The organism is Pantoea sp. CTOTU46764 (genome assembly GCF_031974595.1).
GTDB classification, from domain to species: domain Bacteria; phylum Pseudomonadota; class Gammaproteobacteria; order Enterobacterales; family Enterobacteriaceae; genus Pantoea; species Pantoea trifolii.
Window position 1 is genome coordinate 30,969 of record NZ_DALYOQ010000020.1, and the last position, 21,951, is coordinate 52,919.

The 21,951-nt window shown below is 55.8% G+C and carries 16 protein-coding genes; 9 read left to right on the forward strand and 7 right to left on the reverse strand.

Going from position 1 to position 21,951, the window contains the following annotated elements:
• Positions 1–171, reverse strand: a 171-nt coding sequence (locus RTM06_RS09605) for a 2'-5' RNA ligase family protein (RefSeq protein WP_312181746.1), incomplete at its 3' end; no start/stop codon positions are given.
• Positions 172–207: 36 nt separating this feature from the next.
• Between RTM06_RS09605 and hrpB the strand changes: the two genes are divergently transcribed.
• Entirely contained in the window at positions 208–2,682 is a 2,475-nt protein-coding gene (hrpB, locus tag RTM06_RS09610) for an ATP-dependent helicase HrpB (RefSeq protein ID WP_312181719.1), read from the forward strand.
• Between the two features lie 98 nt (positions 2,683–2,780).
• Complete coding sequence (gene mrcB, locus RTM06_RS09615; RefSeq protein WP_312181721.1) at positions 2,781–5,324, forward strand: bifunctional glycosyl transferase/transpeptidase; 2,544 nt, start codon at positions 2,781–2,783, stop codon at positions 5,322–5,324.
• 54 nt (positions 5,325–5,378) lie between these two features.
• On the opposite strand, the gene RTM06_RS09620 is transcribed toward mrcB, so the two are convergent.
• A complete protein-coding gene (locus RTM06_RS09620; protein WP_256695646.1) occupies positions 5,379–6,764 on the reverse strand; it encodes a bifunctional cytidylyltransferase/SDR family oxidoreductase in 1,386 nt (461 codons plus the stop codon).
• 3 nt (positions 6,765–6,767) lie between these two features.
• Positions 6,768–8,594, reverse strand: coding sequence for a glycosyltransferase family 25 protein (locus tag RTM06_RS09625; RefSeq protein ID WP_312181724.1), 1,827 nt, complete (start codon positions 8,592–8,594; stop codon positions 6,768–6,770).
• 333 nt (positions 8,595–8,927) lie between these two features.
• Here RTM06_RS09625 and fhuA point away from each other — a divergent pair, with 333 nt between their 5' ends.
• The 4 genes from fhuA to fhuB are packed head-to-tail and all read left to right on the forward strand — an operon-like array spanning position 8,928 to position 14,837.
• Positions 8,928–11,123: a ferrichrome porin FhuA gene (gene fhuA / locus RTM06_RS09630; RefSeq protein ID WP_312181726.1), complete on the forward strand. Its 2,196-nt coding sequence runs from the start codon at positions 8,928–8,930 to the stop codon at positions 11,121–11,123.
• 55 nt (positions 11,124–11,178) lie between these two features.
• Positions 11,179–11,973 carry a Fe3+-hydroxamate ABC transporter ATP-binding protein FhuC gene (gene fhuC / locus RTM06_RS09635; RefSeq protein ID WP_007888799.1) on the forward strand — a complete coding sequence of 265 codons (795 nt, stop codon included), beginning with the start codon at positions 11,179–11,181 and terminating at the stop codon, positions 11,971–11,973.
• 9 nt (positions 11,974–11,982) lie between these two features.
• A complete protein-coding gene (gene fhuD / locus RTM06_RS09640) occupies positions 11,983–12,861 on the forward strand; it encodes a Fe(3+)-hydroxamate ABC transporter substrate-binding protein FhuD (RefSeq protein ID WP_265301265.1) in 879 nt (292 codons plus the stop codon).
• Positions 12,861–14,837, forward strand: a complete 1,977-nt coding sequence (gene fhuB / locus RTM06_RS09645) for a Fe(3+)-hydroxamate ABC transporter permease FhuB (RefSeq protein WP_312181729.1) — start codon at positions 12,861–12,863, stop codon at positions 14,835–14,837. Before fhuD ends, fhuB begins: the two co-directional genes overlap by 1 nt.
• A 57-nt stretch (positions 14,838–14,894) precedes the next feature.
• Here the strand turns inward: fhuB and hemL are convergent, their stop codons facing one another.
• Positions 14,895–16,175: a glutamate-1-semialdehyde 2,1-aminomutase gene (gene hemL / locus RTM06_RS09650; protein WP_312181731.1), complete on the reverse strand. Its 1,281-nt coding sequence runs from the start codon at positions 16,173–16,175 to the stop codon at positions 14,895–14,897.
• 200 nt (positions 16,176–16,375) lie between these two features.
• Here hemL and erpA point away from each other — a divergent pair, with 200 nt between their 5' ends.
• Positions 16,376–16,723 carry an iron-sulfur cluster insertion protein ErpA gene (gene erpA, locus RTM06_RS09655; protein ID WP_007893884.1) on the forward strand — a complete coding sequence of 116 codons (348 nt, stop codon included), beginning with the start codon at positions 16,376–16,378 and terminating at the stop codon, positions 16,721–16,723.
• 35 nt (positions 16,724–16,758) lie between these two features.
• On the opposite strand, the gene RTM06_RS09660 is transcribed toward erpA, so the two are convergent.
• The 3 genes from RTM06_RS09660 to mtnN form a co-directional block, all read right to left on the reverse strand.
• Positions 16,759–17,010, reverse strand: coding sequence for a hypothetical protein (locus RTM06_RS09660; RefSeq protein ID WP_008108497.1), 252 nt, complete (start codon positions 17,008–17,010; stop codon positions 16,759–16,761).
• A gap of 108 nt (positions 17,011–17,118) precedes the next feature.
• Complete coding sequence (gene btuF / locus RTM06_RS09665; RefSeq protein ID WP_312181734.1) at positions 17,119–17,928, reverse strand: vitamin B12 ABC transporter substrate-binding protein BtuF; 810 nt, start codon at positions 17,926–17,928, stop codon at positions 17,119–17,121.
• Positions 17,921–18,619, reverse strand: a complete 699-nt coding sequence (gene mtnN / locus RTM06_RS09670) for a 5'-methylthioadenosine/S-adenosylhomocysteine nucleosidase (protein WP_256695655.1) — start codon at positions 18,617–18,619, stop codon at positions 17,921–17,923. Before mtnN ends, btuF begins: the two co-directional genes overlap by 8 nt.
• 97 nt (positions 18,620–18,716) lie before the next feature.
• Here mtnN and dgt point away from each other — a divergent pair, with 97 nt between their 5' ends.
• Positions 18,717–20,210, forward strand: a complete 1,494-nt coding sequence (gene dgt / locus RTM06_RS09675; protein ID WP_312181737.1) for a dGTPase — start codon at positions 18,717–18,719, stop codon at positions 20,208–20,210.
• A gap of 136 nt (positions 20,211–20,346) precedes the next feature.
• Positions 20,347–21,795: a serine endoprotease DegP gene (gene degP / locus RTM06_RS09680; RefSeq protein ID WP_008108493.1), complete on the forward strand. Its 1,449-nt coding sequence runs from the start codon at positions 20,347–20,349 to the stop codon at positions 21,793–21,795.
• Positions 21,796–21,951: the final 156 nt, after the last annotated feature.

Consider the following 21,951-nt stretch of genomic DNA (forward strand, 5'->3'; position numbering starts at 1 on the left):
ACGTGAGGTCTCATCGCTAACCTCGCCGAGAAACGCCAGCGTCAGGTGCAGGTTGGCCGCCGCCACCGGTTTCCCGGCTTCGGCAGCAAAATTATCCGCGCGCCACTGTACCAGCTGTTGCTGGAGCGGAGCCGGCAGTTCAAGAGCAAAAAACAGACGTTGCGTTGCCAGGTTGGCCTCCGGTAATCCGCGCCTCAGAGTGCTACAATGCGCGCCATCTTAGCACAGGCATTTTGGGAGTTGAGTTTGAGTGAGTTACCGGTAAGCGAGGTGCTGCCTGCATTGCTGGCCGCGCTGGCGCAGTCGCCGCAGGTGTTGCTGGCGGCGCCGACCGGCGCAGGTAAATCGACCTGGCTGCCGTTACAGCTGCTAAAACACGCCCAATTGTCCGGCCGCATCATCATGCTGGAGCCGCGTCGGCTGGCGGCACGCAACGTGGCGCAGCGTCTGGCGGAACTGCTTGGCGAGCAGCCGGGCGGCACCGTTGGCTATCGCATGCGCGGTGAAAACTGCTGCGGTGCCAACACGCGCCTCGAAGTGGTCACTGAAGGCATTTTGACGCGCATGCTGCAACGCGATCCGATGTTGGAAGGCGTTTCGCTGGTGATCCTCGATGAATTCCACGAACGCAGCCTGCAGGCCGATCTTGCGCTGGCGCTGCTGCTCGATGTGCAGCAAGGATTGCGCGACGATCTAAAAATCCTGCTGATGTCGGCCACGCTCGACAACCAGCGTTTGCGTCAGCTGCTGCCGGATGCGCCTTTTATCGTCTCAGAAGGACGCAGCTTCCCTGTCACGCGCCGCTATGCTTCGCTCAACAACCAGCAACGTTTTGAGGAAGCGGTAGCACGCGAGGTGGCACAACTGCTGCGCGACGAGTCAGGATCGCTGCTGCTGTTCCTGCCGGGCGTAGCAGAAATCGAAAGAGTGAAGCGCGAGCTGGAAGCGCGGGTCGGTGACGAGGTGGATCTCTCTCATTTATATGGCGCGCTGTCGCTGGAAGTGCAACGCCGTGCCATCCTGCCGTCTCCGGCGGGGCGCCGCAAAGTGGTGCTGGCGACCAACATCGCCGAAACCAGTTTGACCATCGAAGGTATCCGATTAGTGGTCGATAGTGCGCTGGAGCGCTCGGCGCAGTTTGACGTGCGCAGCGGCGTGACGCGGCTGCAAACACAGCGCATCAGCCAGGCATCAATGACGCAGCGTGCCGGACGTGCCGGGCGATTAGAACCGGGCATCTGCCTGCATTTGCTGCCGCAAGAGCAGGCGCTGCGCGCAGCAGCGCAGAGCGAACCGGAAATTCTCCAGAGCGATTTGACCTCGCTGCAGATCGATCTGCTGCAATGGGGTTGTCAGGATGCGACGCAGCTGACCTGGCTTGATGCGCCGCCGCCGCGCAACTTGCGTGCGGCGTGCGAGCGGTTAACGCAGCTCGGCGCGCTGGAGAATCACCAACTTAACGCACGCGGTCGCAAGATGGCGGCGCTGGGCAGCGATCCGCGCCTGAGCGCGATTCTGGTGGCCGCCGGGCAAAACAACGATGCCATCGCCAGCGCCGCGCTGTTGGTGGCGATTCTGGAAGATCCTCCACGCAGTGGCAGCGTTGATTTGCGTGATGCGCTTAATGATCCGCAGTCGCACTGGCAGCGCCGTGCGCGTCAGTGGCAGAAACGCCTCAACGCCAGTGGCGGCAGCATTAATCCCGACTTGTTCCCGCAGCTGCTGGCCGCCGGTTTTGCCGATCGTCTGGCGCAGCGTCGTGGCGACAGTGCGCGTTATCAGCTGGCGAATGGCATTGGCGCGATGCTCAACGAACAAGATGGTTTGAGCTGCTATGAGTGGCTGATTGCGCCGACGCTGTTGCAGGGCGCCAGCGCCGCTGATGCGCGCATGTTGCTGGCGCTGCCGGTGGATATCGACGCGTTACGCCGAGCGTCTCCAACCTTAGTTGAGCAGCGCACCGACGTGGAGTGGGACGAGGAGAAAGGCACCATGCGCGCGTGGAAGCGCGAACTCATTGGTGCGCTGGTCCTGAAAGCACAGCCGCAGGCGCGTCCGGAAGCGGAAATATTGCATCCGGCGATGCTGCGCTGGATCCGTGAAAAAGGATTGTCGGTGCTGGGCTGGAAAGAAGACGCTGAGCAGCTACGCTTGCGGGTGCATTGTGCCACGCAGTGGTTGCCGGAAGAGGCGTGGCCGCCGCTGGACGATGAGAGCCTGCTCGATACGCTTGAAAGCTGGCTGTTGCCGGAGATGAGTGCGGTGCGCGATCTGAAAGGATTGCAGAGCATCAATCTTGTCAGCGCATTATTACATTTGCTGACATGGTCACAACGTCAGCGGCTGGATACTGTGCTGCCAACTCATTACACTGTGCCGACCGGAAGCCGCCTGCCGATCCGCTACGATGCCGAGAAGCCACCCGCGCTGGCGGTGCGGATTCAGGAGATGTTTGGCGAAGCACAGAATCCGGCGGTGGCCGATGGCCGCGTACCGCTGGTGTTAGAGCTGCTTTCGCCCGCGCACCGACCGTTGCAGATCACTCGCGACCTCGCGGCGTTCTGGCGCGGTGCCTATCCCGAAGTGCAGAAAGAGATGAAAGGGCGCTATCCAAAGCATCCGTGGCCGGACGATCCGGCCAACGCCTTACCCACAAGGCGGACCAAGAAATTTTCATCGTGAAACGCTGTGGATCGAATTCAGAGGGTTCTGCCATGCGCAGCACGAGAAAGCAGTTAGAGTAACGGCCGCCGCCGTAGTAATGCCTGGAGAATAAAAGCATGTCTGGGAACGATCGCGAACCTATTGGGCGCAAAGGAAAAGCGCCAAAGCCGCCGCGCAGCACTGCGCGTCGGGGTCGCCGCAGGGAACTTGATGATGATATCGATCAGGACGATTTTGATGAAGAAGATGAGGAGAGTGGACCGGTGCCACCAAAAAGTAAAAAACGTCCGCCACGCGGCAAACGTCGCTGGTTAGGCTGGTTGATTAAACTCTTCCTGGTCTTTGTGGTAGTGATGGCCGCCTGGGGCGTCTATCTCGACTCGGAAATCCGCAGCCGCATCGACGGTAAAGTGTGGCAACTGCCGGCCGCCGTTTATGGCCGCATGGTTAACCTCGAACCGGGCATGTCGTACGACAAAAAAGAGATGATTGCGCTGCTGGAAGGCACGCAGTATCGCGAAGTGTCGCGCATCACCCGTCCGGGCGAGTTTAGCGTCAAAGGCAACACCATTGACCTGCTGCGTCGTCCGTTTGATTTCCCGGACAGCAAAGAAGGGCAGATCAACGCGCGTCTGACGTTTAGCAACGATGAGCTGAGCGAGATTAAAAACCTCGATACCGGCCGTGATTTTGGCTTTTTCCGCCTCGATCCGCGCCTGATCACCATGTTGCAGTCGCCGAACGGTGAACAGCGTCTGTTCGTGCCGCGCGCCGGTTTCCCGGATCTGCTGGTTAGCACCTTGATCGCCACCGAAGACCGTCACTTCTACGAACACGACGGCATTAGCCCGTATTCGATTGGTCGAGCGTTCCTCGCCAACATCACCGCCGGTAAAGCGGTGCAGGGCGGCAGTACGCTGACGCAGCAGCTGGTGAAAAACCTGTTCCTCACCAACGAGCGTTCGCTGTGGCGTAAAGCACGTGAAGCCTATATGGCGGTGATCATGGATGCGCGCTACAGCAAAGATCGCATCCTCGAGCTGTATCTCAATGAGGTGTATCTCGGCCAGACCGGTAACGATCAGATCCGCGGCTTCCCGCTGGCGAGTCTGTATTACTTTGGTCGTCCGGTGGATGAGCTGAGCCTCGATCAGCAGGCGATGCTGGTTGGCATGGTGAAAGGCGCGTCGCTGTACAATCCGTGGCGTAATCCGAAACTGGCGCTGGAGCGACGTAACCTGGTGCTGCGTTTGTTGCAGCAGCAGAACGTCATCGATCAGGAACTGTATGACATGTTGTCGGCGCGTCCGCTGGGCGTGCAGCCTAAAGGCGGCGTGATCACGCCACAGCCGGCGTTTATGCAGATGGTGCGTAACGAGCTGCAGGCTAAGCTCGGCGACAAAATGAAAGATCTCTCTGGCGTGAAGATTTTCACCACGCTGGATGCGATCTCGCAGGATGCCGCTGAGAAAGCGGTGGTGGAAGGCATTCCTACGCTGAAAAAACAGCGGGGACTGAAAGATCTGGAAACCGCGATGGTGGTGGTTGACCGCTTCAGTGGTGAAGTGCGCGCCATGGTTGGCGGTGCCGATCCGCAGTTTGCCGGTTACAACCGCGCATTGCAGGCGCGTCGTTCTATTGGCTCGCTGGCAAAACCGGCGACCTATCTCACCGCGCTGAGTCAGCCGAACAGCTATCGCCTCAACAGCTGGATCGCCGATGAGCCGATTGCGCTGAAACAGCCGAATGGCACCATCTGGAAACCGATGAATGACGATCGTCGTTTCAGCGGCAAAGTGATGCTGGTGGATGCGTTGACCAACTCGATGAACGTGCCAACCGTCAACCTCGGTATGACGCTGGGACTGGATGCGGTGGTCGATACATGGAACAAACTCGGCGTGCCGAAAGATCAGCTGCATCCGGTACCATCCATGCTGCTGGGTGCACTGAACCTGACGCCGATTGAAGTGGCGCAGGCGTTCCAGTCGATCGCCAGCGGCGGTAACCGCGCTGAGCTGTCGGCGGTGCGTTCAGTGATTGCCGAGGATGGCACGGTGCTGTATCAGAGCTATCCGCAGGCGCAGCGCGTCGAACCAGCGCAGGCCGCGTATCTCACGCTCTACACCATGCAGCAGGTCGCCGATCACGGTACCGCGCGTGCGCTGGGTGCGCGATATCCGAAAGCACATCTGGCGGGCAAAACCGGTACCACCAATGACCTGATCGACAGCTGGTTCGCCGGTGTCGATGGCAAAGAAGTGGCGATTACCTGGGTTGGTCGTGATAACAACCAAACCTCGAAACTGTACGGTGCCAGCGGTGCGATGCAGCTTTATCGTCGCTATCTCGACAACCAGGCGCCGATGCCGCTGGTGCTGACGCCGCCGGAAGATATCACGCAGATGAACGTCGATTCTGCCGGTAACTTCGTTTGCGGTAGCGGCAGCAGCACATGGCGTTCGCTGCCGGTGTGGTCGCTGGATCCGAATGCGCTGTGTCAGCAGCAGCAACAGCAGGTTCAGCAGCAACAGCAGCAGTTGCAGCAGCAACAAGAGCAACAGCAGCAACAGCAGCAACAGCAGCAACAGCCACAGAATGAGCAGAAAGATTCTGACGGCGTCGCGGGTTGGATTAAGGATATGTTCGGCAGCAAATAACTTGCCGAAAAATACAAAGGGCGCTGCGGCGCCCTTTTTCATTGGGATAGGTGGTCAGCGGGGCTGGTTCTTGCAGTTACTTTTACGAATATCAATAACCATACCAGTGCTTTGCGTCACCAGAACTTCCAGGCTTTTTACTGCAACGTCTCGCGCATGTAACAGTGAGTCTGCCGGTTCCTCGCCAAAATTAACGGTTCTCATTGGCGTTGCGGTACGCTCAGGATTAATGCAGTTCACTTTGACCTTATCCTCAATCCACTCTTCCGCCAGCGCCTGAGTCAAATTGACTACCGCAGCTTTTGCAGAGGAGTAAAGGGCATAAAAGGCCCGTCCGCGCGTATAGGAACTGGATGTAAAATTCAATAACATGCCGGAATTACTGGTTAAGCGCTCTTTTGCCGCAATCGCCACGTTTACGGCCCCGAGATAATTAATGTTAATCAGCGCCATAACTTCATGCTGAGTCAGCGTGGAGAGCGGTTTCTTAATTAATACACCTGCAGTGTTGACGATATAATCAATATTGCCATGCTCGGCAATGATGTTATTTAAATAGTTTTTAATGCTGTCGAGCTGAGTGATATCGATATCATTATGTGAACGGCTGGCAATATGCACTTTGGCCCCGCATAGCGTGGCAACTTTCATCATCTCCAGACCAATCCCACTACCGCCACCAAAAATAACCATATGCTTATCGCGCAGGAAATCGAGACTGGCAGTATTCAATGAATGTGAGCTTTTCTCCTGCAGCAATTTCTCTGCGATATAGAGGTCAAGTGGATGGGTGATTTTGATATTGTTTTCATCTCCCTCAACGGTAATAACACGCGTTTCAGGCAGCATATTACGCAGCACGCCGCAGTCGCAGGTAAACGTAAACTTACCTATGGCCGCCGCTTTCTCATAAGCCTGGCGAATTTTCTCCAGACGAAATGCTTGAGGTGTCTGGCCACGACGCATGCTGGCACGATGAGGAATATGGGCAATGCAGCCATCATCGTGTACTTCTACTAAGGTATCTGCTGAGGGGATCACCACATCTACGGCGTCAAAGGATTCCAGGGCATCTACGCATTTGCGAATGATTGCGTCGCTAATTAATGGCCGCACGGCATCATGCAGTAAGATTTTGCATTGACCGTCATAGTCGATAAGGGTTTTCAGTGCGGAATATGTCGAGTCAAAACGTTCTTTACCGCCGTTTACCACTTTACTCACTTTATGCCACTGATTTTTTGCCACCAGTTCCCACATAAAATCGATGTACTCATTTTGCGAGACAATAATAATCTCATCAATGTCGACCGACGTTTCAAAACGCTCGATGGTATATTCAATCACCGCACGACCCGCCAACTTAGCAAATTGTTTCGGCTTGTCGCTGCCAAAGCGGGTGCCTGTACCGCCAGAAAGTATTATGGCTACATTTTTCATTTTTTATTCCGCCGCTTGCGGTCTGAGTGATGAACAAATAATTTCAGCGATCTTCTCGCCCGCCGTTTTCTTTTCTATCTGCAGTTCCTCTTGCAGCACTTGTTCCCGGCGCATTTTCATTGCATCGCGCCCCGCGACAATGTTGTCAACAAAGGTGAAAATATCCTCTTCGCACCAGGCAACGTCGTAGGCGTCATAAATGAAATCTGCAGTGCGGTTTAAACCGTGGCAGGTTTCGTGGGTGAGATAGAGGATGGGTTTTTTCGACGGCAGATATTCCAGCAGGAAAGAGCCGGCGTCTGCGATGAGTGCATCGGAACGCGCAAAAGTATGGGTGTAATCATGCCCGTGATCCCACTCCAGATTGGCGTGCTGCTGCGCCGTGCTAAGTAATTGCTGATAAAGGCTACGTGCCGATGAGTTGGCTTCATTTATCCACTGGCTTAGCAGCGGATGAGGGCGAATGATCAGATGAATATTCTGACGCTCAATCAGCTTCAGGAACGCGCTGCCGTAAAGGTTGAAAGTGGTGTACATCTTCTGATCGCCCGGCAGCACGAAATGCGGTGTCCACAGGAAAGTGGTTACTGTGCGTGGCTGCGGCTTATCTGAAAGAGGGAAACGACGCTGATAGTGGTCAAATTTAGGATGGCCGGTAACGTGTACATGGCGATTTCCTGCCTGACATTGCAGTGCAAACTCAGCTTTATGTTTTTCTGAACGGGCAAATATCCACGTCGCCAGATTCTGACAGAGCAAATTATACTGATACACCATACTTTCAGCGCCAATTCCGGTGTCGAGCGCGTAAGGGATATAAGCGATCTTCACGCCGCGCTCATGCAAGTAGTCGCTGCGGAAGGCTTCGGGTCGCGCTTCGTCGTAAGGGTTTTGCAGGAACACCACATCCGGCTGACGCGCCTCCAACTGATAATCTTCAAACCCGATATAGTCGAGCCCTCTTTCACGCAGAATTTCACGCTGAATATCGCCATTAACATCGCTGGCCTTCCAGTTCAGGTAAGGCACCACCACGATGCGGCAATCGAAGGCGGGATTGGCCTGCATCGCCTCAATTACCGATTCAAAATTTGTCCAACCCGGCGGCCACTGGAAGTAAAAATCGACCTTAATTGGACCGGTAGTGGAGGGCGTGAATTTGGCGGGCGCAACAATTTGACTCAACGGCTTTCTGAAGAGTGCGCGGTAATCTACCGTTCTATTTTCGATATCGCTTTTGTCGAGCCGTTGTGCGCCGGCGTTGGGGAACACGCCCAGCCACAGATCCTGCTGCATCAGGCTATTCCAGTGCACATCAAGGGCATATTGCGCCTGCGCGCCACCTTGCAATTGTGCCTGCAGCGCTGCGCGATAGTTTTCAATCAGCGTGGCGTAATAGCGGAGATTGACGATATACGCGCAGGCGCACCACGCGAAGTTAGCGCGCACGATATAGTCCACGCTTTTCAACGGCGTGACGCGGCGATAATTGGCCGCCAGAAAAGCCACTTGCCAGTTGATTTGCGGCAGGGCGGCAAAGTAGCGGTTGAGATTGTCATAATTCGCCTGGTTTTCATCAAAGCTGAAGTCATCTTCCAGAATCAGCACCCGCTCCCAGCCGTTATCGCGTGCCATCTCCAGCGCGGCAATATGCGATTGCGTGCAGCCGATGTAGCCCTTTTCATGCTTGATCGCATTCAGACGAACGATTTTTTCAGCGGTTAGACCTAACTTTTTAAGCTGTTTAGTGATGCGGGTTAATCGGTCTTTGCGTTTCTTCAAATTGATGAAGATAACGCGATCAACAATGTTCCAGTTTATAGCGGCCATGACGATGTCTTTAGAAAGAGAATGCATGACATAAGCAATTAGTGGGCCAATTCTTAAATAAATGATTTTATTGATTATTTTTAATTGATGGCTCAATCGGGATGAAATGAATTTCCGCTTTGCGGCAGTGTAATTTCCCGATTGGTGGCCTACGCTCGCTTCATCGCTAATTTATTATTCGCGATCATGAATATGCGCGATCTGGCTGTAAACGCCGCGCTAACGGCCATTAGACGTTGCGAATGTGGAGTTATTTCGCCTAAAATCCGTGCGTCATAATAATCATTCTCGTTTGTATTCGCCTGCATCGACTTTTTTCGAGAGATCTCATTTATGAATACGCGAAACACCAATCCTTGTTTTTTCCGCCCGCGTTCGCTGGCTTGGTTTATTTCACTGACTCTGGGTACGTTCAGCGTGCAGGCGTTGGCAGAAGATACCGTGGTTGTCAGCGCCGATGGTGGCAGCGGCGTGGCGCAAGAGAATGCATGGGGCCCGTCGCCAACCATCGCGGCCAAACGCAGCGCCACCGGCACCAAAACCGATACGCCGATTGAGAAGAACCCGCAGTCGATCTCTGTGGTCACGCAGGAAGAGATGGCGATGAAAAACGTCACCAGCGTGAAAGGGGCTTTCAACTATACGCCTGGCGTATTGACCGGCAACCGCGGTAGCTCCAATGTCATCGATGCGCTTTCTATTCGCGGCTTCAGCGAAACCAACACCAATCAATATCTTGATGGCCTGAAACTGCAGGGCGATAACTACTCTGAGTTTGCTATCGATCCCTATTTCCTCGAGCGCGCCGAGCTGCTGCGCGGTCCGGTTTCAGTGCTGTACGGCAAGAGCAATCCGGGCGGCGTGGTGTCGCTGGTGAGTAAGCGTCCTACGCAGGAGACGCTGCGTGAAGTGCAGTTCCAGATGGGCACCAATAATCAGTTCTCCACCGGTTTCGACTTCGGCGGCTCGCTGGATGATGACGGCGTTTACAGCTATCGCCTGACCGGCCTCGCGCGCAGCGCCGATGCGCAGCAGGAGATGAACAAAGAGAAGCGTTACACCATTGCGCCATCGTTCAGCTGGCGTCCGGATGAGAATACGCGTTTTGATCTGCTGACCTATTTCCAGAACGAACCGGAAACCGGCTATTACGGCTGGTTGCCGCGTCAGGGCACCGTGGTGGGCATCACGCGTCCTGACGGCAGCAGTTACAAGCTGCCGACCAACTTTGATGAAGGCGCAGACAGCAACAAGATTTCGCGCAACACCAAGATGGTGGGTTACAACTTCGAGCACAGCTTCAACGACACCTGGACGGTGCGACAGAATCTGCGCTATGCGGATTTGAGGACGGATTATCGTAGCATTTATGGCAATGGTTTTAATTCAGTAACACAGCAAATCACCCGCGGTTCAGCGGTTTCTAATGAAAAGCTGAATCAGTTTGCGTTGGATAACCAGGTTCAAGCTAAATTTGCCACCGGTGCCGTGGATCATACTTTGCTGATGGGCGTGGATTATCAGCGTACGCGCAATGATATTGATGCTGCCTTTGGTAGCGCCGCACCGATCAGTGCAATCAATCCGCAATATGGCAATGACGCGGTTATCGGTACGCCATTCCCGTATCAATATCTAAACCGTCAGGAACAAACTGGCCTCTACTCCCAGGATCAAATGGAGTGGAACCGTTGGGTGCTGACGTTAGGTGGTCGCTATGATTATGCAATGACCTCAGCATTGAATCGTAACGGTAATACTGAAGAGAAAAATCACGATCAGGCCTTCACCTGGCGCGGTGGTTTGAACTATGTGTTTGATAACGGCATCGCGCCGTATTTCAGCTATAGCGAATCGTTTATTCCTACAGCGGGTACCACATCCAGCGGCCAAACATTCGATCCTTCACGCGCTAAGCAGTACGAAGCCGGTGTGAAATATGTGCCAAAAGATCGTCCGATTGTTATCACGGGTGCGGTCTATCAGCTCACGAAAACGAAGAACCTCACAGCCGATCCCAATAGTCTGCAATTCAGCGTGCAAGGTGGTGAAATTCGTTCACGCGGCGTGGAGTTAGAAGCCAAAGCGGCGATAAATGCCAATATCAACCTGACAGCCGCTTACTCTTATACCGATGCCGAATATACGCATGACACCTTACTGAAAGGCAAAACGCCGGTGCAGGTGCCGAAGCATATGGCATCGATATGGAGTGATTACACCTTCCACGAAACTGCGCTTTCAGGCGTAACGCTGGGTGCAGGTGTACGTTATGTCGGCGAAAGCAAAGGTATCTACAGCGCCAATGACCCGGCGAACGAGAACCAAAACTTTGACGTCGCCGGTTACACCACCGTCGATGCCGCGCTGAAATACGATCTCGCACGCTTTGGCATGCCGGGCTCCACCATCGGCGTTAACGTCAATAATCTGTTCGATCGTGAATATGTCGCCAGCTGCTACCGCGACTACGCCTGCTACTGGGGCGCTGAGCGTCAGATTGTCGGTACTGCGACTTTCCGCTTCTGATCACGTTACGTAGGTCGCCATTAATGGCGACCCTACCGATTAACCAGGGATTATCATGCAGCATCCGCACCACGCAGAAACCACCTTCAGGCTGGATAACGTCAGTTTTCGTGTGCCAGGCCGCACGCTGCTGCATCCGCTGTCTCTTACTTTTGCACCGGGCAAAGTCACCGCGCTGATTGGTCATAATGGTTCCGGCAAATCCACGCTGCTGAAAATGCTCGGTCGTCACCATGCGGCGAGTGAAGGGCGCGTGTTGCTGAATGAGGACGCGGTAGATAACTGGGGCAGCAAAGATTTTGCGCGTCAGGTGGCGTATTTGCCGCAGCAACTGCCCGCGGCGGAAGGCATGACGGTGCGCGAGCTGGTGGCGATTGGTCGCTATCCGTGGCACGGCGCGCTGGGCCGCTATGGTCAGGAAGATCGCGATCGGGTAGAAGAGGCGATTACGCTGGTGGGATTAAAGCCTTTTGCCGGGCGTCTGGTGGATAGCCTTTCTGGCGGCGAGCGCCAGCGTGCCTGGCTGGCGATGCTGGTGGCGCAGAACAGTCGCTGTCTGCTGCTGGACGAACCGACGTCGGCGCTGGATATCGCCCATCAGGTTGATGTGCTGGCGCTGATTCAGCGTCTCAGCCGCGAACGTGGGCTGACGGTGATTGCGGTGCTGCACGATCTCAACATGGCGGCGCGCTATTGCGATCGTTTGGTGGCGCTGCGCGGTGGCGAAGTGATTGCCGAAGGCGGCCCTGAGGTGATCATGCAGGCCGATGTGCTGGGCAACATTTACGGTATTCCGATGGGCATTTTGCCGCATCCGCTGGGCGGCGCGCCCGTCAGTTTCGTTTATTAAGGCCTCGCCATGTTCGACATTTCTCGCCGCCGCCTGCTGACGGCGCTGGCGCTTTCCCCCTTGATGTCCGCGTTGCCGCTGCGTGCCGCCGTGCCGGATGCGCAGCGCATTCTGGCGCTGGAGTGGCTGCCAGTGGAGCTGCTGATGGCGCTCGGCGTGACGCCACTCGGCGTGGCCGACATGCACAACTACAACATTTGGGTCGGCGATCCGCAGCTGCCGTCCGGCGTTATCGATCTCGGTCTGCGCACCGAACCCAATCTGGAGCTGATGACGCAGCTCGAACCTTCGCTCATTCTGCACTCCAATGGTTACGGCCCGGCGCTGGATAAGCTGCAGCGCATCGCGCCGACCATGGGTTTTGACCTTAATAGCGGCGACGGCAAACCGCTCAGCACCGCGCGTCACTCGCTGCAGGCGCTCGGCGCGCGTCTTGGCCGTGAAGCGCAGGCCGTGCAGCATCTGCAGTATGTGGATGAGCAGCTGGCGGCGGCGCGTGAACGCCTCAAGCCGTGGGCCGATCGTCCGGTGCTGCTGATGTCACTGATGGATAGCCGCCATGCGATTACCTTCGGTAAAAACAGCCTGTTTCTCGAGGTGATGGAGATCCTTGGCTTGAGCAATGCCTGGCAGGGTGAAACCAACTTCTGGGGCAGCGCGGTTGTTGGGCTGGAGCGGCTGGCGGAAGTAGGTGATGTGCAGGTGATCTGCTTCGATCACGATAACGATCGCGATATGCAGCAAGTGATGGCTACCGCGCTGTGGCAGGCGCTGCCGTTTGTGCGCGCGCAGCGTTTCCAGCGCGTGCCGGCGGTGTGGTATTACGGCGCGACCTATTCGGCGCTGAAATTTGTCCGCGTGCTGGAACACGCGCTGGAGTCGCACTGATGCGCAATCGTCTTTTTCCCGTCGCGCTGCTGAGTGCAGTCTTTCTGCTGGCGCTGGCCTTAACTTTTATCAATTTGCGTCAGGCGCTGCCAGGCGATCAGTGGTCTCAGGCGTTTTTCGCGCCTGACATCAACAACATCCAGCAAGTGGTGTTTCATCACAGCTTGCTGTCGCGTCTGGCGCTGTCGCTGCTGGTTGGCGCGGGCCTTGGCCTCGCCGGTTTGCTGTTTCAACAGGTGCTGCGTAATCCGCTGGCGGAACCCACCACGCTGGGCGTGTCGTCCGGCGCTCAGCTGGGGATTACCGTCGCGACGTTATGGCATTTGCCGGGCGGCGAGCTCACGCAGCAGTTTGCGGCGATGGGCGGCGCGGTGCTGGTCGGCATTCTGGTATTCGGCGTGGCCTGGGGCAAACGTTTGTCGCCAGTGACGCTGATTCTGGCTGGGCTGGTATTGAGTTTGTACGCCGGTTCGGTGAATCAAATCTTCGCTATCTTCAATCACGATCAGCTGCAAAACATGTTCCTGTGGAGCACTGGCGCACTCAATCAGTTGGATGGACACAACGTGGCCCAACTGTGGCCGCGTCTGCTGCTGGCGTTTGTGGTGGCGCTGGCGCTGCTGCGCCCGCTGACGTTGATGGGGCTCGATGATGGCGTAGCGAAAAATCTCGGTCTGGCGCTGTCGGCGGCACGTATTGCCGCGCTGGCGCTGGCGATTTTGCTCAGCGCGCAGTTGGTCAATGTTGCGGGCATCATCGGCTTTATTGGCCTGTTTGCGCCGCTGCTGGCAAAGATGCTCGGCGGACGTCGCCTGCTGAGCCGCATGATGCTGGCCCCGTTGATCGGTGCGCTGCTGCTGTGGCTGGCCGATCAGTGCGTGCTGTGGCTCACCAGCCACTGGCGCGAAGTCTCTACCGGCACAGCGACCGCGCTGATCGGCGTGCCGATTCTGCTGTGGTTGCTGCCGCGCTTGCGTACCGGATCGGTGCCACCGGCGCTCAATCAGGGCGATAGCGTGCCGGCTGAGCGGCAGAACGTCTTACGCTGGTGTCTGATTGGATTACTGGTTCTGGGCATATTCAGCTGGGTTGGTATTACCTTTGGTCGCGATGCGCACGGCTTTGCGTGGGTGGGCGGCGATATGCTGCATCAGCTGCTGCCATGGCGCGCGCCGCGCGTATTGGCCGCGCTGATTGTGGGCATGATGCTCGGCGTGGCAGGTGCGCTGATCCAGCGTCTCACCGGCAATCCGATGGCGAGCCCGGAAGTGTTGGGCATCAGCTCGGGCGCGGCGTGCGGCGTGGTGGTGATGATGTTCTTCGTGCCGGGCGATGCGGTGGCGTGGCTGTTGCCTGCCGGTGCGCTGGGTGCGGCGTTGACGCTGATGATGATTATGCTGGTGGCGAGTCGCGGCGGCTTCTCGCCGGAACGTATGTTGCTGGCGGGCATGGCGCTCAACAGCGCGTTCGTCACTGTTTTGATGGTGCTGCTGGCCAGCGGCGATCCGCGCATGGGCGGCTTGCTGAGCTGGATTTCCGGTTCAACCTACAACATCAATATGCAGCAGGCGCTGCAAAGCGCGGTGGTGGGTTTGGTGCTGATTGCGCTGGCGCCGCTGGCGAGCCGCTGGTTAACGCTGTTGCCACTCGGCAGCGCCACCGCGCGTTCGGCGGGCATGGCGTTGACCACTTCTCGCCTTAGCTTGCTGTTGCTGGCGGCGGCATTGACCGCCACGGCAACCTTAACCATCGGGCCGCTAAGTTTTATTGGGCTGATGGCACCGCATATCGTGCGCATGCTTGGGTTCCGCCGTGCGTTACCGCAGGTGTTGATGGCCGGTTTGCTGGGCGGCGGTTTGATGATTTTCGCCGACTGGTGCGGCAGGATGCTGGCGTTTCCCGATCAGATCCCGGCCGGATTGATGGCAACCATCTTCGGAGCGCCGTACTTTATTTGGCTGTTGCGGCGGGAGTAATGTTGGTCGCCATTAATGGCGACCCTACGAAAATGCCTAGGATCGCATTTAGCAATTTTACAGTTTCGCGAAGCTGCGTCGTGCGGCATCGATGGTGCGCTGAATATCTTCTTTACTGTGCGCCAGCGACATAAAGCCGGCTTCGAAAGCGGATGGCGCGAGGTAAACGCCTTCTTCCAGCATCAGGTGGAAGAAACGCTTGAAGCGTTCCACATTACACTGAGTCACGTCCTGATAGCAGGTGACTTCATCGGCGTCGGTGAAGAAAATCCCGAACATGCCGCCAACGTGGTTGATCACCAGCGGAATGTTTTCGGCCTTCGCCGCGTCCAGCAAGCCTTGCGCTAACTGCGTGGTCAGATCGGTCAACGTGCTGTGCGTACCCGGCTGCGCAATCTGCGACAGACATGCAAAGCCCGCCGCCATGGCAATCGGGTTACCGGACAAGGTACCGGCCTGATAAACCGGACCGGTTGGCGCCAGCGCATCCATCACCTCGCGACGACCACCAAAAGCACCAACCGGCATGCCGCCACCGATGATTTTACCGAGGCAGGTCAGGTCTGGCGTCACGTCGTAATAGGCCTGAGCACCGCCCAGCGCGACACGGAAGCCGGTCATCACTTCGTCGATGATCAGCAGGGCGCCGAATTCGTCACACAGCGCACGCAGGCCCGGCAGGAAGTCTGGCTGCGGTGGAATGCAGTTCATGTTGCCCGCGACCGGCTCAACGATGATGCAGGCGATATCCTCAGGATATTGCTCGAAAGCCGCACGCACGGTGCTGAGATCGTTATAGGTGCAGGTCAGCGTGTGTTTAGCGAAATCGGCCGGTACGCCCGGCGAGTTTGGCTGTCCCAGCGTCAGCGCGCCGGAGCCAGCTTTTACCAGCAGGCAATCGGCATGGCCGTGATAGCAGCCCTCGAACTTGATGATTTTGTCGCGATGGGTGAAGCCGCGCGCCAGGCGAATGGCGCTCATGGTGGCTTCGGTGCCAGAGTTAACCATGCGCACCATGTCCATGCTTGGCACCAGCTCGCACACCAGCTCGGCCATTTTCACTTCCATCTCGGTCGGCGCGCCGAAGCTCAGACCGCGCGCGGCGGCTTCAATTACCGCGTTACGGATGTTGGCGTTGTTGTGACCCAGCACCATCGGGCCCCACGAACCGACATAATCGATATAGCCTTTGCCGTCGGCGTCATACAGATACGCACCGTCAGCGCGTTCGATGAACAGCGGCACACCGCCCACACCGGTAAATGCACGTACCGGGGAGTTCACACCGCCGGGGATCAGGCGTTGCGCTGCGGCATACAGGTTTTCTGACTTACTCATTGTTCTGCTCCTGCTGTTCGGGAAAAAATCTGGCGCCATTCTACGGGAATAACGGCTTGCGCTAAAGTTTAGGGTATATACTTTCCTGCGCATGCGGCGGCACGCAGTGTCAAGCTTGAGACTTGATTGCACTGGACGGCTGGCAGATAATAGCGAAATTAAGGTCGTTTTCTGACCTCGACGTTTACCCGGAGTAAAAGATGAGTGACGACTTAGCAGCGCTGCCTTTGCAATTTACCGATGCAGCAGCAAAAAAAGTGAAAAACCTGATTTCTGATGAAGAGAATCCTGAGCTGAAATTGCGCGTTTATATTACCGGCGGCGGTTGCAGCGGTTTCCAGTACGGCTTCACCTTTGACGATCAAATGAATGACGGCGACATGACCATCGAGAAACAAGGTGTGGCGCTAGTGGTGGATCCGATGAGCCTGCAATATCTGGTGGGCGGTTCCGTGGATTACACCGAAGGCCTGGAAGGTTCACGTTTTATCGTGACCAACCCGAATGCCAAAACCACCTGCGGTTGTGGTTCTTCCTTCAGCATCTAATGCTGCTTCTGGCTGCCGTTCTGGTAGCCAGATTCTTACCACTCAATTGTCACTAAACGCGCGGATTCACGGCGCGTGGCATCGCGTTTTAACACACGTTCGGTAATGCGCGGCTGCGCGCTGAAGTGGCGTCCACAATCCACGGTGGGCAGAGTGTGTTCGTTCTGGCGTGAGATATCGCAACGCGAGAATAACGTTAAGGTGACGGCGATAGAGCCGGTCGACGTGGCCGCACTCAGTGGTGCAGCGATCACGAGCCCTATGGCCAGCAGCAGTGCTCTGGTCATGAATAGTTCCTGGTGAAGACAAAATTGCGCTAAGCGCTAAAAATGGGCACAGAGCATACGTGGCCGCTGCGCCTTGTATTATGAGTTACGACAATTTCTGCCGGAACTTTAATCATTATGGGTGCTTTTTTGCATCGGATGTAATTCTGCACACAGCTGTTTCGCTGCCAGCAGCATGCGAGGCCCCGGACGGCTCAGCCAGTCGTCATTAATGGCGATCACCGGCACATCCAGCTGCGGCTGCCAGAATTTGGTAATGCTGGCGGCGTGTGCGGCGTTACCACCGATGACAATCGCCTGCGGATGGCGCATCAGCACCTGTTCACGGCTCACCTGCGGCCAACTGACGCTGCTATCGGCAAAAATATTCCTGCCGCCGCACAGCTCAATCATTTGGTTTTGCATGGTGTTACGCGCAGCGGTAAACAGCGGTTGCTGACCAAACTGCAAAAACAGCGCGATCGGCGTACTGTGCTGATACTGCTTGCGCAGCGCCGCTTCCTGCGCGCGTAATGCCTGCGCCGCATCAACCGCTTGCTGCGGCTGCGGACTCCAGCGCTGTAACGCCGCCAGCGCATCGATCATTTGATCAATGGTTTGCGGATCGATCCACTCAACCTTTATCCCGAAACGCTGCAGCTGTTCGATTTGCCGCTGCGGATTACCGCCACGCCACGCCAGCACCACATCCGGTTTGAGCTGCAGAATGCGTTCCACTTTGATGCCTTGCCAGTTCGCGACCTGCTCCAGCGCGTTGGCCTGCGCGGGATAATCAGAGAAGGCGCTGACGGCCAGCGGCGTAATGCCCGCGGCGAAGGCCAGTTCGGTCAGATGGGGCGAAAGCGTAATAACGCGCGGCGCGGCGGCGAACAGGCTGTTGCACAGCAGCAACAGCCCGAGCAGCAGGATTTTAGCCACGCGCCAGCTGAACCAGCAGATTTTCAACCATCAGCGAAGACTGTTTTGCCGCAACGCTAAGGAACTCGTCAAAGCTGAGGTGTGATTCCTGATCGGCGACGTCAGAAATCGCGCGCACCACCACAAACGGCACCTTGAACTGATGGCAAACGTGACCAATCGCGGTCGCTTCCATCTCCACCGCGATCGCCTGCGGGAAGGTGGTGCGGATGCGCGTCAGCGGTGCCGCGCCGTTGATAAACGCATCGCCGCTCACGACCAAACCGCGTACCGCGTTGAGGTCGAGCTGCTTGATAACCCGCTCAGCGGCGACAATCAGCTTGTCATCTGCCACGAAAGCTGCGGGGCAACCGGCCATCTGGCCAGGCTCGTAGCCGAAGGCGGTGACGTCTGCATCGTGATAGCGCACTTCATCGGACACCACGATATCGCCCACTTTCAGCGTTGACGCTAATCCGCCAGCGGAACCGGTGTTGATCACCACATCCGGTTTGCACAGCTCGAGCAACAAGGTGGTGCCGAGCGCGGCAGCCACTTTACCGATGCCTGATTTCAGCAGCGCCACTTCAACACCGTTCAGCGTGCCGGTGTAAATTTCGCAGCCGGCCAGCGTCAGTGTCTGGCGGTTTTCGATTTTGTCACGCAGCAGAGTAACTTCCTGCTCCATCGCGCCAATAATGCCTACTTTCATAAGAATCTCGCTAATTTAATGGATGTAACCCGCAAAAGTGAGGCATAGTCTAACATGGCTGATTGAGGAAGAATTCACGAAAAAATAAGGGGTAATTATGGCGGCGATTAATTTCAGGAAGAAGATCAGTTTCACCCGCCCTTATACCAGCCGCAAAGATCCCGAAGGGGAATACTTTATTACCCGCCACTTTGAAAGCGATCGCGGACGTATTATTAACTCCGCCGCGATTCGTCGTCTGCAACAGAAAACCCAGGTATTCCCGCTGGAGCGCAACGCGGCGGTGCGTTCGCGTTTGACGCACTCGCTGGAAGTACAGCAAACCGGGCGATATATCACCAAAGAGATTCTGCAAGCGCTGAAAACGCAGGGCGGCGGGCTGGCGAATTATGGGCTGGATGAGTTCGAAGGTGCCTTCGAAAGCCTGATTGAGATGGCCTGTTTGCTGCACGATGTCGGCAATCCGCCGTTTGGTCACTTTGGTGAAGCTGCGATCAATGACTGGTTCGATGATAATTTGCCTGCCGAGCTCGTCGATCCGCTGGTGGCGGGCGTTGCCGATGAGGCAGAGCGCTCTGCTTTTGACCAGTTAAATGCAATGATTCGTCAAGATTTATGCCATTTCGAAGGCAACGCTCAGGCTATTCGCCTGGTGCACACGCTGCTACAACTCAATCTCAGCTATGCGCAGGTCGCCTGTATTTTGAAATATACCGCGCCCGCATGGTGGCAAGGCGATAAACCGGCTGAATTTAGCGTATTAATGAAAAAACCGGGTTTCTATTTATCTGAGCGTGAATATGTGGCTGAGTTACGCGAGGCAACGAATATAAAAGAGCACCATCGTTTTCCGCTCACCTGGATAATGGAAGCCGCCGACGATATCTCATATTGCATTGCCGATTTGGATGATGCTGTAGAAAAAGATATCTTCCATGTTGAAACGCTGTATAAGCATTTACTCGAAGCCTGGGGCACGGTAAAAACCGGCGATGTTTTCAGCCGCACAATCGGCGATGCCTGGAAAGAGGCTAATCAGAAAAAACGTCGTAGTATCAGCGATCAATTCTTTATGTCATTGCGGGTTAACGTGCAAAACGTGCTGGTTAGCCATGCGGTTAAGCGTTTCATCGACAACTTACCGGCTATTTTCGAAGGCGATTTTAATCACGCCTTACTGGAAGATGATGGCGAAGAAGGGCGCTTGCTGAAACTGTTTAAAACGGTGGCGCGTCAGCAGGTGTTTAATCATCCGGAAGTTGAACAACTGGAATTACAGGGTTATCGGGTGATTAAAGGTTTGCTCGAAATATATCAGTCATTGCTGTTGCTGGATTACGAGCAATTTACCACCTTGATGAAGGAGGATTTTCTGGCAAAGCATCCAATTGAAACCCGGCTGTTTCATAAGCTTTCCGGCAAACATCGCAAAGCCTATCAGCAACACATGCGTTCATTAATTGTTGAGCATAAATATCAGCGCCTGTTGTGGGAACGTTATTATCGTGCGCGCCTGATTCAGGACTACATTAGCGGGATGACGGACAATTATGCCTGGGATGAATATCGTCGTTTAATGGCGGTTGAATAAGCGCAGAATTGTAAAGACGAAGAACAATTTTTTACCTTTGCCTAAAACTTTATTAGGAACTTCGCGCTAAAAACTTAATCTCATCATCACGACCACAGCAATGGTCTGGCCGTAATTCTTAGAGAGACACAGATAAATGAAAAAAAACACAATTATGCTGGCGTTGGCGCTGAGTTTCGGCGCGACGGCGTTGAGCCCTGTGAGTGTATTTGCCGCAGAGACCGCTTCTTCTTCCAGCCAGCAGTTGCCAAGCCTGGCACCGATGCTGGAAAAAGTCATGCCGTCCGTGGTGAGTATCAGCGTGGAAGGCACGACGACAGTTAAAACACCGCGTATGCCACAGCAGTTCCAGCAGTTCTTTGGTGATAATTCTCCGTTCTGTCAGGACGGTTCACCGTTCCAGAGTTCGCCAATGTGCCAAAATGGCGCGGGCGGTGACGGCGGCGGCGCGGATGGCGGTGCTAACGCGCAGAAACAGCAGTTCCGTGCGCTCGGTTCTGGCGTGGTGATTAACGCGGATAAAGGCTATGTGGTGACCAACAACCACGTGGTGGATAACGCGACCAAAATTCAGGTTCAGCTCAGCGATGGCCGTCGTTACGACGCCAAAGTGATCGGTAAAGATCCGCAGTCAGATATCGCGCTAATTCAGCTGCAGGATGCAAAAAACCTCACCGCAATCAAAATTGCCGACTCTGACAACCTGCGCGTCGGTGATTACACCGTGGCGATCGGTAACCCGTACGGCCTCGGCGAAACCGTGACCTCGGGGATTGTTTCAGCGCTGGGCCGTAGCGGTCTAAACGTTGAAAACTATGAAAACTTCATCCAGACCGATGCGGCGATCAACCGGGGTAACTCCGGCGGCGCGTTGGTTAATCTTAACGGTGAGCTGATCGGGATTAACACCGCGATTCTGGCACCGGACGGCGGTAACATCGGTATCGGCTTTGCGATCCCAAGTTCAATGGTGAAAAACCTGACTGCGCAGATGGTCGAGTACGGCCAGGTAAAACGCGGCGAGCTGGGTATTATGGGCACCGAGCTGAACTCCGAGCTGGCGAAAGCGATGAAAGTCGATGCGCAGCGCGGCGCCTTTGTTAGCCAGGTGCTGCCGAACTCCGCCGCGGCGAAAGCCGGCGTGAAAGCCGGTGACGTAGTTGTGTCAATGAACGGTAAAGCGCTAACCAGCTTTGCAGCGCTGCGTGCCGAAGTGGGCTCGCTGCCGGTCGGCACCAAACTGCAGCTGGGTCTGCTGCGCGAAGGCAAACCAGTGAATGTCACGGTTGAACTGCAGCAGAGCTCGCAGGATAAAGTGCAGTCCGCCACTATTTACACCGGCATTGAAGGTGCCGATCTCAGCAATATCGATACTAACGGTCAGAAAGGCGTGCGTGTCGATAGCGTTAAGCCGGGCAGCGCAGCGGCACGTATCGGTCTGAAGAAAGGTGACGTGATTCTCGGCGTGAACCAGCAAGCCGTGGCTAATCTTGGCGAGCTGCGTAAGGTGCTTGATACCAAACCTTCGGTGCTGGCACTGAACGTACAGCGCGGTGACAGCAGCCTGTATTTGCTGATGCAGTAAGTTTCAGGTTGTTGATAACAGGCGAGCTTCGGCTCGCCTTTTTTGTGTCTGTGCAAATGTCCGGTACTGAATGTGACGCTTACCGCAAATCCCGCATAATCCCCACGGCTATGTGCAGTTGCACAATGTCAGCGCCTTATTGGATGCGTATTCTGT

Bases quoted from the DNA above. Each gene is read 5' to 3' on its own strand.
- RTM06_RS09625 (WP_312181724.1), bottom strand. From the start codon at position 8,594: ATGGCCGCTATAAACTGGAACATTGTTGATCGCGTTATCTTCATCAAT.
- fhuC (WP_007888799.1), top strand. From the start codon at position 11,179: ATGCAGCATCCGCACCACGCAGAAACCACCTTCAGGCTGGATAACGTC.
- erpA (WP_007893884.1), top strand. From the start codon at position 16,376: ATGAGTGACGACTTAGCAGCGCTGCCTTTGCAATTTACCGATGCAGCA.
- fhuA (WP_312181726.1), top strand. From the start codon at position 8,928: ATGAATACGCGAAACACCAATCCTTGTTTTTTCCGCCCGCGTTCGCTG.
- fhuD (WP_265301265.1), top strand. From the start codon at position 11,983: ATGTTCGACATTTCTCGCCGCCGCCTGCTGACGGCGCTGGCGCTTTCC.
- hemL (WP_312181731.1), bottom strand. From the start codon at position 16,175: ATGAGTAAGTCAGAAAACCTGTATGCCGCAGCGCAACGCCTGATCCCC.
- hrpB (WP_312181719.1), top strand. From the start codon at position 208: ATGCGCGCCATCTTAGCACAGGCATTTTGGGAGTTGAGTTTGAGTGAG.
- fhuB (WP_312181729.1), top strand. From the start codon at position 12,861: ATGCGCAATCGTCTTTTTCCCGTCGCGCTGCTGAGTGCAGTCTTTCTG.
- RTM06_RS09660 (WP_008108497.1), bottom strand. From the start codon at position 17,010: ATGACCAGAGCACTGCTGCTGGCCATAGGGCTCGTGATCGCTGCACCA.
- mrcB (WP_312181721.1), top strand. From the start codon at position 2,781: ATGTCTGGGAACGATCGCGAACCTATTGGGCGCAAAGGAAAAGCGCCA.
- RTM06_RS09620 (WP_256695646.1), bottom strand. From the start codon at position 6,764: ATGAAAAATGTAGCCATAATACTTTCTGGCGGTACAGGCACCCGCTTT.
- degP (WP_008108493.1), top strand. From the start codon at position 20,347: ATGAAAAAAAACACAATTATGCTGGCGTTGGCGCTGAGTTTCGGCGCG.
- dgt (WP_312181737.1), top strand. From the start codon at position 18,717: ATGGCGGCGATTAATTTCAGGAAGAAGATCAGTTTCACCCGCCCTTAT.
- mtnN (WP_256695655.1), bottom strand. From the start codon at position 18,619: ATGAAAGTAGGCATTATTGGCGCGATGGAGCAGGAAGTTACTCTGCTG.